Annotated in this window: 11 protein-coding genes; 7 read left to right on the forward strand and 4 right to left on the reverse strand. The window is 74.7% G+C overall.

What is annotated here, in order from left to right; genetic code table 11:
• Positions 1–40 precede the first annotated feature (40 nt).
• The 3 genes from aceE (at position 41) to ACFZP7_RS10550 (ending at position 4,418) form a co-directional block, all read left to right on the forward strand.
• On the forward strand, positions 41–2,743 hold the full coding sequence (gene aceE, locus ACFZP7_RS10540; protein ID WP_019326116.1) for a pyruvate dehydrogenase (acetyl-transferring), homodimeric type: 2,703 nt from the start codon (positions 41–43) through the stop codon (positions 2,741–2,743).
• Positions 2,744–2,832: 89 nt separating this feature from the next.
• Complete coding sequence (locus ACFZP7_RS10545) at positions 2,833–3,840, forward strand: helix-turn-helix transcriptional regulator (protein ID WP_385634286.1); 1,008 nt, start codon at positions 2,833–2,835, stop codon at positions 3,838–3,840.
• A 56-nt stretch (positions 3,841–3,896) separates the two neighbouring features.
• Entirely contained in the window at positions 3,897–4,418 is a 522-nt protein-coding gene (locus tag ACFZP7_RS10550) for a DUF4240 domain-containing protein (protein ID WP_385638410.1), read from the forward strand.
• Positions 4,419–4,444: 26 nt separating this feature from the next.
• Here the strand turns inward: ACFZP7_RS10550 and ACFZP7_RS10555 are convergent, their stop codons facing one another.
• Positions 4,445–4,687 carry a hypothetical protein gene (locus ACFZP7_RS10555; RefSeq protein WP_385634287.1) on the reverse strand — a complete coding sequence of 81 codons (243 nt, stop codon included), beginning with the start codon at positions 4,685–4,687 and terminating at the stop codon, positions 4,445–4,447.
• 116 nt (positions 4,688–4,803) lie between these two features.
• Positions 4,804–5,535, reverse strand: coding sequence for a peptidoglycan recognition protein (locus ACFZP7_RS10560; protein ID WP_385638413.1), 732 nt, complete (start codon positions 5,533–5,535; stop codon positions 4,804–4,806).
• Positions 5,536–5,929: 394 nt separating this feature from the next.
• Between ACFZP7_RS10560 and ACFZP7_RS10565 the strand changes: the two genes are divergently transcribed.
• Complete coding sequence (locus ACFZP7_RS10565; protein WP_358896410.1) at positions 5,930–7,114, forward strand: MarP family serine protease; 1,185 nt, start codon at positions 5,930–5,932, stop codon at positions 7,112–7,114.
• Positions 7,115–7,151: 37 nt separating this feature from the next.
• Here ACFZP7_RS10565 and ACFZP7_RS10570 read toward each other — a convergent pair whose 3' ends face one another.
• Positions 7,152–7,646, reverse strand: a complete 495-nt coding sequence (locus ACFZP7_RS10570) for a GNAT family N-acetyltransferase (RefSeq protein ID WP_029393463.1) — start codon at positions 7,644–7,646, stop codon at positions 7,152–7,154.
• Positions 7,647–7,717: 71 nt separating this feature from the next.
• Between ACFZP7_RS10570 and ACFZP7_RS10575 the strand changes: the two genes are divergently transcribed.
• Positions 7,718–8,635: a TIGR01777 family oxidoreductase gene (locus tag ACFZP7_RS10575; protein WP_109203086.1), complete on the forward strand. Its 918-nt coding sequence runs from the start codon at positions 7,718–7,720 to the stop codon at positions 8,633–8,635.
• 235 nt (positions 8,636–8,870) lie between these two features.
• On the forward strand, positions 8,871–10,277 hold the full coding sequence (locus ACFZP7_RS10580; RefSeq protein WP_385634288.1) for an NAD(P)/FAD-dependent oxidoreductase: 1,407 nt from the start codon (positions 8,871–8,873) through the stop codon (positions 10,275–10,277).
• Positions 10,278–10,360: 83 nt separating this feature from the next.
• On the opposite strand, the gene ACFZP7_RS10585 is transcribed toward ACFZP7_RS10580, so the two are convergent.
• Entirely contained in the window at positions 10,361–11,827 is a 1,467-nt protein-coding gene (locus tag ACFZP7_RS10585; protein ID WP_019326126.1) for a hypothetical protein, read from the reverse strand.
• Positions 11,828–12,062: 235 nt separating this feature from the next.
• On the opposite strand from ACFZP7_RS10585, the gene lipB reads away from it, so the two are divergent.
• Positions 12,063–12,863, forward strand: coding sequence for a lipoyl(octanoyl) transferase LipB (lipB, locus tag ACFZP7_RS10590; protein ID WP_029393466.1), 801 nt, complete (start codon positions 12,063–12,065; stop codon positions 12,861–12,863).
• Positions 12,864–12,947: the final 84 nt, after the last annotated feature.

Genomic DNA, 12,947 nt, shown 5'->3' on the forward strand with positions numbered 1-12,947 from the left:
GACGATGAGGGAACCCCCTTCGACTGAGGAAGGCGGCGACATGACCGACCCCAAAGCCATCCAGCCGAGCGAGCTCGACCAGCTCCCGGACCGCGACCCGGAGGAGACCGCCGAATGGCAGGCCTCCCTGGACGCCGTCACCAAGGCGGCCGGGCCGCACCGTGCCGCGTACCTGATGCGCCGCACGCTGGAGCGCGCCGAGGGCGCCGGCCTCGCCCTGCCGAAGCTGCTCGAGACGGACTACGTCAACACCATCCCCACCTCCGCCGAGCCCACCGTGGACGGCGACGAGGAGATGGAGCAGCGGATCACCGCGTGGAACCGCTGGAACGCGGCGGCGATGGTCACCCGCGGCAGCAAGCACGGCGTCGGCGGCCACATCGCCACCTTCGCCTCCGCGGCGTGGCTGTACGAGACCGGCTTCAACCACTTCTTCAAGGGCAAGGAGGGTGACGGTTCCGGCGACCAGCTCTACATCCAGGGCCACGCCTCCCCCGGCATCTACGCCCGCGCCTTCCTCGACGGCCGCCTGAACGAGGAGCAGCTCGACAACTTCCGCCGCGAGGCCGGCGGCAACGGCCTGCCGTCCTACCCGCACCCGCGGCGCCTGCCCTGGCTGTGGGAGTTCCCCACCGTCTCCATGGGCCTCGGTCCGATCTCGGCGATCTACCAGGCGCGGTTCAACCGCTACCTGACCAGCCGCGGGATCAAGGACCTGACGAACTCCCACGTGTGGGCGTTCCTCGGCGACGGCGAGATGGACGAGCCGGAGTCCACCACCGCGCTCACCCTCGCCTCCCGCGAAGGCCTGGACAACCTGACCTTCGTGATCAACTGCAACCTGCAGCGCCTCGACGGTCCGGTCCGCGCCAACTTCAAGATCGTGCAGGAGCTGGAGGCCCAGTTCCGCGGCGCCGGCTGGAACGTCGTGAAGTCGCTGTGGGGCACGGCCTGGGACGAGCTGTTCCAGCTCGACACCACGGGTGCGCTCGTACGCCGCCTGCGCGAGGTACCCGACGCACAGGTGCAGACGTACCAGACCCGCGACGCCGCCTACATCCGCGAGGACTTCTTCGGCAAGGACCCGCAGCTCGCCGAGATGGCGAAGCTGCTGTCCGACGACAAGATCCTCGAGTGCTTCCACTACTCGCGCGGCGGTCACGAGTCCCGCAAGGTCTACGCCGCGTACAAGGCCGCGCTCGCCCACAAGGGCGCGCCGACCGTGATCCTGGCCCAGACGGTCAAGGGCCACACCCTCGGCCGCGGCTTCGCGTCCAAGAACGCCAACCACCAGATGAAGAAGCTCTCGGTGGACGAGTTCAAGGACATGCGCGACCTGCTCGGTCTGCCGATCAAGGACAGCGACTTCGTCGACGGCGTGGTCCCCTACGGCCACCCGGGCGCCGACTCCCCGGAGGTCCGCTACCTCCAGGAGCGCCGCGCGGCCCTCGGCGGTCCGGCCCCGGCCCGCCGGGTGCACCCGGTCGCGCCGCTGCCCGCGCCCGCCGACAAGGCGTTCGCCTCCTTCGACAAGGGCTCCGGTTCGCAGAACGTGGCGACCACCATGGCCTTCGTCCGCCTGGTCAAGGACCTGGTCCGCGACAAGGAGACCGGCAAGCGCTGGGTGCCGATCGTCCCCGACGAGGCGCGCACCTTCGGTATGGAGAGCCTCTTCCCGTCCCTGGGCATCTACTCGCCCAAGGGCCAGACGTACGAGCCGGTCGACCGCGACCAGCTGATGTACTACAAGGAAGCCAAGAACGGCCAGATCCTCAACGAGGGCATCACCGAGGCCGGCTCGATGGCCGACTTCATCGCCGCTTCGACGTCGTACGCGACGCACGGCGAGGCGATGATCCCGTTCTACATCTTCTACTCGATGTTCGGCTGGCAGCGCACGGCCGACCAGATGTGGCAGCTCGGCGACCAGCTCGGCCGCGGCTTCCTGGTCGGTGCCACGGCGGGCCGCACGACGCTGACCGGTGAGGGCCTCCAGCACGCGGACGGCCACTCCCCCGCCATCGCGGCGACCAACCCGGCGGCGCTGACGTACGACCCGGCCTTCGCGTACGAGGTGGCGACGATCGTCAAGGACGGTCTGCGCCGGATGTACGGCGAGGCGGCCCCGGGCGAGGACCCGAACGTCTTCTACTACCTGACGGTGTACAACGAGCCGCTGCCGCAGCCGGCCAAGCCCTCCGGCCTCGGCATCGACGAGGGCATCGTCAAGGGCCTGTACCGCTTCAACACGGCGGAGTCGGCGGGCCTGACCCCGGCCGCGAACGCCCCGCGCATCCAGCTGCTGGGCTCCGGCACGGCGATCCACTGGGCGCTCAAGGCGCAGCAGCTGCTCAGCGAGGAGTGGGGCGTGGCCGCCGACGTGTGGTCCGCGACCTCCTGGACCGAGCTGCGCCGGGACGCGATGGAGGCCGACGCGGCGCTGCTGCGCGGCGAGGAGCGGGTGCCGTACGTCCGCCAGGCGCTCCAGGGCGCCGAGGGCCCGGTCCTCGCGGTCTCCGACTACATGCGCCAGGTCCCGGACCAGATCGCGCAGTGGGTCGAGCAGGACTGGTCCTCGCTGGGCGCCGACGGCTTCGGTCTGTCGGACACCCGCGAGGCCGCCCGCCGCCACTTCGGCGTCGACGCCGAGTCCATCGTGGTCGCGGCCCTGGCCCAGCTCGCCGGGCGCGGCGAGGTCAAGGCGACGGCCGTGAAGGAGGCGCGCGAGCGCTACGGCCTGTAGAGCGCCACGGCCCGTGGAGGTCGTGCACGGACCGGAAGGAGGCCCCCGCCGCGGCGGGGGCCTCCCGCGTTCTCCTGCATCATGTGGGGATGCGCGCTGCCCGGCTCATCAAGATGGTGCTGCTCCTCCAGTCCCGCCCGACCATGACCGCCGCCGAACTGGCCCGGGAACTGGAGGTGTCGGAGCGCACGGTCACCCGGGACGCGCAGGCGCTGTCGGAGGCCGGGGTGCCGGTGTACGCGGAGCGCGGCCGGGCCGGCGGCTACCGGCTGATCGGCGGCTACCGCACCCGGCTCACGGGACTCGCCCGGGGTGAGGCGGAGGCTCTGTTCCTGTCCGGGGTGCCCGGGGCGCTGCGCGAGATGGGGCTGGAGGACGCCGCGTCGGCGGCCCGTCTGAAGGTGTCGGCGGCCCTGCTCCCCTCCCTCCGGGACGCCTCCCGCACGGCGGCGCAGCGCTTCCACCTGGACGCGCCGAACTGGTTCCGGGAGCCGGAGACGCCCGAGCTGCTGCCCGCGGTCGCCGACGCGGTCTGGGACGACCGGCCGATCACCGCGCGCTACCGGCGCGGGCAGGACGAGGTGGTCCGGGAGCTGGAGCCGTACGGCCTCGTGCTGAAGGCGGGGGTCTGGTACCTGTGCGCGCGGGTCGCGGCGGCGGACGGCGGTGGCGACGGGCCCTTCCGCGTGTACCGCATCGACCGGTTCTCGGCGGTGGAACCCGGTGAGGCGCGGTTCGCCCGGGACGAGGGCTTCGACCTGCCCGCGTTCTGGTCGGAGCGGGCCGAACAGTTCGCGCGTTCGATCCTGCGGGCCGAGGTCGTGGTGCGGCTGTCGCCCCGGGGCGTGCGGCAACTGCCGTACGCCGTCGACGCGCTGTCCGCGCGGGAGGCGCTGGACGGGGCGGACGCCCCGGACGCGGACGGCTGGGTGCGGGCGACGCTGCCGGTCGAGTCGGAGGAGGTCGCGCACACCCAGCTGCGGGGGCTCGGGCCGGAGGTGGAGGTACTGGCGCCGGCGGCCCTGCGGGAACGGTTCGCCGCGGACGCCCGGCGGTCGGCGGCGCTGTACGGGGACGAGGGTGCGGCCGCCACATAACGATCCGCCGCACTCCGCGTGCGCCGCTCCCGCCGAGGGCCGATGCTGGACCCGTGATGGACGAGACGGAGTTCTGGGAGCTGATCGACGCCACCCGGCAGGGCGCCGACGGCGACCCCGAGGAGCAGGCCGATCTCCTCGTGGAGCGGCTCCTCGGGCTGGACCCCGACCTGGTGCTCGACTTCGCCCGCCATTTCGAGGCCCGTTACAACCGCGCCTGCACCTGGGACCTGTGGGGCGCCGCCTGGGTGCTGCTGGGCGGGGCGAGCGACGACGCCTTCGACTACTTCCGCTGCTGGCTGATCGGCCAGGGCCGCGAGGTCTACGAGGGCGCGGTGCACGAGCCCGACTCGCTGGCCGAGCTGCTGGACGACTTCGACGAGGAGCTGGACGGCGACGGCGAGGAGCTGGGCTACGCGGCCGACGAGGCGTACGAGCAGCTCACCGGCGTCGTGGCGCCCGATCTGGGCATCGCGCCCGCGCCCGCGGAGCCGTTGGGCACCCCGATCGACCTGGAGGACGACCGGGCCCTGGCCGCCCGGTTCCCGCGCCTGTGGGAGCGGTTCGGGCGGGACTGAGGTCCGCGGGGGCCGGGAGCGCGGTCTCAGGCGGTCCGGCGGCGGCCGGTGTCCGACGGCGGGTACGCCCGCGTCGGATCGGCCCCGACCGCCCGGTGCGGCGGCGCCGCGTCGGCCTCCTCCAGGGCGGAGGCCGTGACGGTGGCGGGGCCCAGGAGCACGGCGGCGACCGCGCACAGCACGGTCCAGGGGCCGCGCACCGCCCGGCGTACGGCCCGGCCGGGGGTTCGGGTGTCCGCCCGCTCGGTCCCGCTGCTGTTGTCGCTCATGGTCCCCACCTCCGGTCGGTCCGTCGGGACGACCGTAGGCGGCCCGGCTTCGGGTGGGCCGGGCGCGGGCTGTGCCGTTCCTGTGGAACCGGGGCGGCGCCGGTGGACGCCGCAGGTCAGCCGGGCCTGCCCTGGAGCCGGGCCGCCGTGGCGCGGATCTCCGGGAGCCGGGCGCGGAGGGCCTCGCCCGGGCAACTGGTCTGGTACCCCTCGTCGTGGCCGGCGACGGCGGGCAGCGTGGCGGTGGCGCCGGCGGCGTACCGGCTGAGGCCGTTGCTGGAGACCAGGCGGACCTCGCCGCGCGGGTCGGTGCCGGTCCCGCCGAGTTTCCAGGCGGCCAGCGCGGCGATCGCGTCGGTGAGCGCGTCGGGCACCGGCACGCCGGCGGTGAAGGTGCCGAGGGCGGCGATCCCCGTGGTGCGGTGGTTGAAGCCCTGCGTGTGGGCGCCGGTGACGGCGCGGTCGATGCCCCCGGCGCGGCCCTCGTAGATGGTGCCGCAGCGGTCGACGACGAAGTTGTAGCCGATGTCGTCCCAGTCACGGGCGCCGGTCTGGCCCGAGTAGACGCCCCGGAGGATGGCCGGCACGTCGGCGCAGTCGTAGCCGTTCGGCGTGTCCGTGTGGTGGACGAAGACGGCGAGGACCTCGTCGTCGTAGCGCGGCGGCGGCTGGGACCGGGCGGACCCGCCCAGCCAGACCGACCGGGGCACGACGGACGGCCGGGGCGCGGTGTGGCGGTCGGCGGCCGGGCGGGGGTCGGTGGCGGCGGCACGTTCCACTCCGTTCGCGCACAGCGCCAGGGCGACGACGGCGGCGAGCCCGGGAAGACAGCCGAGCACCACCGGCACCACGCCCGGTCCGCCGGCCCCGCGCCCCGCACCACCGCGTTCCCGCCACGCACCGCCGGGCACGCGCGCCCCACCACCGCGTTCCCGCCACGCACCGCCGGGCGGGCGCGCCTCACCGCGCGCACGCCTCGCCCCTTCACGCGCGCGAGCCGCGCCGGGTACGCCGGGGAGGGAAGCCGCACGCCGCCGCCGGGCCCCGCGCCGTCCTCGGAAGACCCGCATGGTCCCACTCTCCGGTGCCGCGGTCCCGCCCGCGACGTGTGCTGTGCCACCCGGTGGAACCATCACCGCGGTCCACGACGTTTTCCGGGTGAACCCGGGCTGATCACGGGGCCCGTCCGGCACGTACTCAGGGTTCGGGGCCCGGCGCGGGCCCGGCGGAAAGGCGGCTCGTGTGGACCTGCTCGACATCGTGCTGACGCTGGTGGTGCTGGCCTACGCGGCCTCCGGCTACCGGCGCGGGCTGGTGGCCGGCTGTGTCTCGCTGGCCGGTTTCGTGGGCGGCGCGGTGATCGGCGTGTGGGTCCTGCCGTGGGTGATGGACCTGGTGACACCGGGCTCGACGGCGGCGACGGTGACCGCGGTGGTCACGGTGCTGCTGCCGGCGGTGGCCGGCCACGAGCTGGCGGGGCGGCTGGCGCTGCGGCTGCGCCGGGAGCTGGACGCCGGTCCGCTGCGGGTGGCCGACGGGATCGGCGGCGCGGTGGCCAACGCGGCGGCCGCGCTGATCGTGGCGTGGGTGGCCGCCAGCGTCCTGGCGGCGTCCTCGTCCTCGCTGCTGACCTCGGCGATCCGGGATTCGACGCTGCTGGGCGCGGTGCAGCGGGCGATGCCGGACACCACCCCGGCGTGGTTCTCGGGCGCGACGTCGGCGCTGACCGAGGCGGGCTTCCCGCAGGTGTTCAATCCCTTCGAGAACGAGTCGACCGCCCAGGTCGCCGAGCCCTCCGGGGACAGTGTCACGCCCGCGGCCACCGAGGCGGCCAAGCTCAGCACGGTGAAGGTGGAGGGCGTCGCCGGGACCCAGGGCCGGGAGGGCAGCGGCTTCGTCTACGCGCCGGAGCACGTGATGACCAACGCCCATGTGGTGGCCGGCATCGACGACCCGACCGTGCGGGTGGGCGGCGTCGGGCCGACGCACGAGGCGCGGGTGGTGCTCTTCGACCCGGCCAAGGACGTGGCGGTGCTGTACGTGCCGGACCTGTCCGCGCCCGCGCTGCGCTTCGACGACGACGCGGAGCGCGGTGACGCGGCGGTGGTCGCCGGCTACCCGCAGGACGGGGACCTGGACCTGCGGGCGGCGACGGTGGCCAACCGGATCAGGGCCACCGGCCAGAACATCTACAACGACGCGAACGTCACCCGGGAGATCTACTCGGTCCGCTCCACGGTCCGCCCCGGGAACTCGGGAGGACCGCTGCTGACCACCGACGGCCGGGTCTACGGCGTGGTCTTCGCCCGCTCCACCTCCGACGCCCGGACCGGTTACGTGCTCACGGCGGACGAGGTGGCCGACGAGGCCCGGCGCGCGGCCCAGGCGACGGAGGCGGTGGACACGGGCGAGCCGGTCACGTCCTGAGCGGGCGTGCACGCCTCCGCGCCGCGCCCGCCCGCGCTCACGCCCCGGTGAGCATCTGCCCCATCAGCACGTCGTCGACGTAGCGGCCGTCGAGGTGGAACTCCTCGGGCTGCACGCCCTCGACGACGAAGCCCTCCGACTCGTACAGCTTGCGGGCGGCCGTGTTGTGACCGAGGACCCGCAGGGTGATGCGGCGGAAGCCCTTCTCCCGGGCCTCCTCGACGGCGGCCCGCACCAGCGCGCGTCCCACGCCGTGTCCGCGTGCCCCGTCGGCGACGGCGAGGCCGCGGATCTGGCGGACGTGGGTGTTGGAGGCCAGCTCCGTGGGGAAGCCGAGACGGACGTAGCCGACGACGGCGCCGTCGAGTTCGGCGACCAGATGGGCGTCGGGCCCGCACGTGTCGCGGAAGAAGGGGTCGTCCGGTCCCGGCGGGGGCGAGACGGCGTGCAGGTAGGACCAGGTGTCGAGGTCGATCCGGCGCAGTGACTGCTCGTCCTCGGACCGGGCGCGGCGTATGTGCGGGGCTGGCATGACGGTCACTGTACGACGCGGACGCGCGGCCCGGTCCAGCGCTTTTCGGGGCCGACCGGCAGGATGGGCGCATGGACGATGCACGGAGGTCCCGGGAGCGTTCCCGGGTCGCGGTGGCCGGTGCTTCCGGCCTGATCGGCGGCGCGCTGGTGCGGTCCCTGACGGCGGACGGCCACGAGGTGGTGCGTCTGGTCCGGCACCGGCCCCGCAGCGCGGACGAGGTCCGCTGGGACCCGGAGGCCGGACGCGTGGACACGGCCGGACTGACCGGGTGCGACGCCGTGGTCAACCTGGCCGGGGCCGGGGTGGGCGACCGCCGCTGGACCGACGACTACAAGACCCGCATCCGCAGCAGCCGGGTGCACGGCACGACGGCGCTGGCCGAGGCCGTCGCCTCGATGGAGCAGCCGCCGCGGGTCTTCCTGAACGGCAGCGCGATCGGCTTCTACGGGGAGACCGGCGACCACCCGGTGGACGAGGAGGCGCCCGCCGGAGAGGGCTTCCTGCCGTCCGTGTGCCAGGAGTGGGAGGCCGCCGCGGCACCCGCGCGGCACGCGGGCGTACGGACCGTGTTCGCCCGGACCGGCCTGGTCGTCGCCCGCGGGGGCGGCGCCTGGGGCCGGCTCTTCCCGCTCTTCCGGGCAGGTCTCGGCGGGCGGCTGGGCGACGGCTCGCAGTACTGGTCGTTCGTGTCCCTGCACGACGAGGTGGCCGCGCTCCGGCACCTCCTGGACCGCGCGGACCTGTCCGGCCCCTTCAACCTGACGGCCCCGCGCCCGGTGACCAACCGTGAGGTCACCGTGGCGATGGGGCGGGTACTGCACCGGCCGACGCCGTTCGCGGTGCCGGCGCCGGTCCTGCGCGTGGTGCTGGGCGAGATGGCGGGGGACGTCCTGGGCAGCGCCCGGGTCCTGCCCGCCCGCCTGCTGAAGTCGGGCTTCCGCTTCGCGTTCCCGGAGATCGACGGGGCGATCCGGGCCGCGCTGTGAGGGGGCGGGGCGGGAGCCGGTCGGCGCGGTGAGACCGCGTGAGACCGTTCACGACCATGTGAGCCCGTTCGAGCACCACATGGCACGCACATGCGACCACCGTGCGACCGTGCCCTGCCCCCGAGCGATTCCCGTTGTCCGTTTCCCGCCCTAACCTCGTGTCGAACTCGGGTATCCCTCAAGCCGGTTGGGGGCATGACGTCTCCAGCGGCCGCGCAACCTCGAGGAGGGGCACGTGCTTGAGCCCGCGTACCAGGCGGACGTCGTCGTCGTGGGGGCCGGGATCGCCGGACTCGTCGCGGCGCATCGGCTGACCAGCGCAGGAGTGACGACCACGGTCCTGGAGGCCGCCCACGCGGTGGGCGGCAGGATGGCGACGGAGAAGGTCGACGGCTTCCGGCTCGACAGAATCGGGCAGGTGCTGTCGACCGCGTGTCCCGAACTGCGGCGCGCCCCCGGACTGGAGGGCCTCGCGCTGCTGCCCTTCGCCCCAGGGGTGCTGCTGCACAGCGAGGGCCGCCACCACCGCGCCGGCGCCCCGTCGTCCACCCGGGGCGCAAGGGGCGCACTCCATGCTGTGCGCGCCCTGGCGAGCGCCCCCCGTTCGGTTCCCGCGCCCCGGCGCCCGGTCGTCGCGGCCCGGGTGTCGGGAAGGCCCGTGCCCGTCCCCCGCACGCGGGCGGGCGCTCCCCTGGGCACGGCCGTCGACCAGGCCCGCCTCGGTGCCGCGCTGACCCGTCTCGCCGGCACCCCGGTCGAACGGCTGCTGGCCCGGCCGGAGCTGTCCGCGGCGCGGGCCCTGGCCGGTCGCGGGCTGCCGCCCCGCACGATCGACGGCTTCCTGCGCCCCTTGCTCGCGGCACTGCTCTGCGACCCCGACCTGACCACCTCCAGCCGGGTCGCCGACCTCGCGCTGCGGGACTTCGCCCGCGGCGGGCTCGGGCTGCCCGAGGGCGGTGCGGAGGCGCTGCCCGAGCTGCTGGCCCGGCGGCTGCCGCCGGGCACGGTGCGCACCGGCGTCCGGGTCACCTCGGTGGCCACCAACGCCGTCACCACCGCCGAGCACGGCGTCGTCCGCTGCCGGGCCGTCCTGGTGGCGACCGACGCCCGGGCCGCGGCCGAGCTGCTGCCGGGCCTGCGGGTGCCGGACTTCCACCCGGTGACGGTCGTGCACCACACCACCGACGAGCCGCCGGCGACCGGCGCCTCCCTGCTGCTGGACGCGGACCGGGGCGGCCCGGTCGCCCACACCGCGGTGGTCAGCCACGTGGACCCGTCCCGCGCTCCGGTCGGGCGCGCGCTCGTCTCGTCGACGGTCCTCGGCCCGCCCCCGCCCGACGTCGACACCGCCGTGCGCATCCATCTGTCCCGTCTCTACGGCACCCCGACCACCCGCTGGGAGACCCTCGCCGTGCACCACACGCCCGAGGCGGTCCCGGCGATGCGCCCGCCGCACGATCCGCGCAGGCCGGTACGGCTGCTGGCCGGCCTGTACGTGTGCGGCGACCACCGCGACACCAGCGGCGTCCGGGGCGCCCTGCACTCGGGCCACCGCGCCTCGGCGGCGATCCTGGCCGACCTGGGGGCCGGACGCCCGATGCACGCGGCGGAACCGCCCCGGACGGCCGGCGCGGCCGCCTGACCCCCTCCGGCGCCCCGCCGCCCCACCGGAACCCCGGGACGGCGGGCCCGGCCGCACCCGCGCCCGCGTCGTGGGCGGGCCGGCTACCCGAGGGCCGCGACCTTGTCGCGGTACCCCCGCACCGGGGCCGCGTCCTTGTACGGCTCCAGCCGTCGTTCGAAGTCCCGGACGTACTCCGCCGCCCGCGCCGACCTCATCTCGGCCGCCTGCCCGGCCGCCTCGGCGGCCAGCTGGCAGGCCTGGTCCAGCTCGCCGAGGCCGAGGCGGGCGGTGGCGAGGACGACCCGGCAGAACAGCCGGCTGCGCGCGTACACGGGGGCGCGCAGCAGCAGCGAACGCTCCGCGTACTGGGCGGCGGCGCGGAACTGCTGCAGGTCCCGGTGGCAGTGCCCGAACTCGTCGGCGAGCTGTGCCTCGTCGAAGAAGCGCGCCCAGTGCGGCACCTCGTCGCCGGGCCGGGCGGCCTCCAGGGCACGCTCGGCCCGGACCAGCGAGGCGGTGCAGGCCCGCACCTCGCCGAGGAGGCCGTGCGCCCGCGCCTCGGCGGCGTGCAGCAGGGTCTGCACGACCGGCGGCGCGGAGGTCCCCACCCCTTGCTGCGCCACCCGCGCGAGCTGCACCGCCTCGCGCCCGTGCCCCAGGTAGACGGCCTGGCGGCTCATGGTGACCAGCACGTAGGAGCCGTACGCCCGGTCCCCGGCCGCCTGGGCGAGCCGCAGCGCCTGGACGAAGTAGCGCTGGGCGAGCCCGTGCGCGGCGATGTCGTACGACGTCCAGCCCGCGAGCCGGGTCAGGTCGGCGGCGGCGGCGAACAGGCGGCGGCCGGTCTGCTCGCCGTAGGTGCCGCGCAGCATCGGCTCCAGCTCGTGCTCGAGGTAGCGCACGAGCGCCTGCCGGGCGTGCCCGCCGCCGTACCGGTCGTCCAGGCTGCGGAACAGTTCGCCGACCGAGCGCAGCGCGGCGAGGTCGCCGCCGGTGACCTTCTGGCCGGGGCCCCGCTCGGCGGCCGGGGCGCGGCGGCGGGACGGGTCGAGCGGTACGGGCCCCCGCGGGGTGACGGGCCGCCCCTGCGCCGGGATCCGGACGGGCACCTCGGCACGGGCCACCTTCTCGTCGGGCCGCCCGATCAGCCAGTCCCGGCTGGGCACGACCAGGCCGGCCGGGGTGAAGGCGATCTTGCGCAGTTCGGCGTGGCTGCCGGAGTCCTTGCGCCACAGCCCGCCGACGATGTCGACGGCCTCCTCCGGGGTGGCGGCGAACTCCAGCCCCGCGTAGACGGGCGCGCAGGCGTCCAGACCGAGGTCCTGGGCGCTGAGGCGGCGGCCGAGGCGCCGGGTGAAGACCTCGGCGATCAGCGCCGGCGTGGTGCCGCGGGGCTGCTGGCCCCGCAGCCACCGGGTGACGGACGTCTTGTCGTATCTCAGGTCCAGGCCGTGTTCGAGTCCGAGCTGGTCGACGCGACGCGCGAGACCCGCGTTCGAGAACCCCGCTTCGGCGATGAGCGCGGCGAGCTGGCGGTTGGGGGTGCGCTGCGCGGGTCGTTCCGTCATGGTGCGGTGCGGTCTCCTGCCTTCCGGGCGTTCGAAGTGCCCGGAGCGCCTGTGAGCAGCCCTTATGGCCTCGTGAACGGCGTGAATGTAGCGGAGAGTAAGCACCCGATCGCACACTTCGACCGGCATTCATCCGATCGTGTGAGGATTGCCCGCCCGGCTGACGACGGGCGGGCGGTCGTACAGTGGCGTGGGCACGGTTCGTGCCTTACGACCTTCCAGGGAGGCAGTTGCCGTGAGTGAGCTGCGGTTCGTCCGAATGGGGTTCGGTGCCGATCGCGTCGACTACCAGGAGGCGTGGGACGAGCAGCGCCGGGTGCACGCCGCGCGCTTCGCCGACGAGGTCCCGGACACCGTGCTGCTCCTCGAACACCCGCCGGTCTACACCGCCGGCCGGCGCACCGAGGACAGCGAGCGTCCGCTGGACGGCACGCCGGTGATCGACGTGGACCGCGGCGGCAAGATCACCTGGCACGGTCCGGGCCAGCTGGTGGGCTACCCGATCCAGAAGCTCCCGCGCCCGGTGGACGTCGTGGCGCACGTGCGGCGACTGGAGGAGGCCCTGATCCGCACCTGCGCGGAGTTCGGCCTGGAGACCACCCGGGTGGAGGGCCGCAGCGGGGTCTGGGTGCTCGGCGACCCGGTCGAGCAGCGCCCCGCGCTCGGCGGGCTCTCCCTGGACTTCGACCCGCGCCTGACGGACGAGGAGTTCGACCCCCGCCTCAACGGCCCCGACTACGCCCCCTCCAACGCCGGCCAGCGCCGCGAGGACCGCAAGATCGCCGCGATCGGCATCCGGGTGGCCAAGGGGGTCACCATGCACGGCTTCGCCCTGAACGTGAACCCGGACAACAAGTGGTTCGACCGGATCATCCCGTGCGGCATCCGTGACGCGGGCGTCGCCTCGCTGGCGAACGAGCTGGGCCGGGACGTGACCATCGAGGAAGTCCTGCCGGTGGCCGAGCGCCACCTGCGCGACGTCCTGGAGAACGCGGAACTGAGGCCGAGGGTGATCGAGAAGGCACCGGCGGCGTGAATCCGGCGCCGGGGGCATAAACCCGGCCCGTCCGGTGTTTGAGGACGAGGCCGTTCAGGCCGACAGCAGGGGTCCGGGGGCGGC

Source organism: Streptomyces sp. SudanB5_2050 (assembly GCF_964272335.1).
Taxonomy (GTDB): Bacteria; Actinomycetota; Actinomycetes; order Streptomycetales; family Streptomycetaceae; genus Streptomyces; species Streptomyces rochei.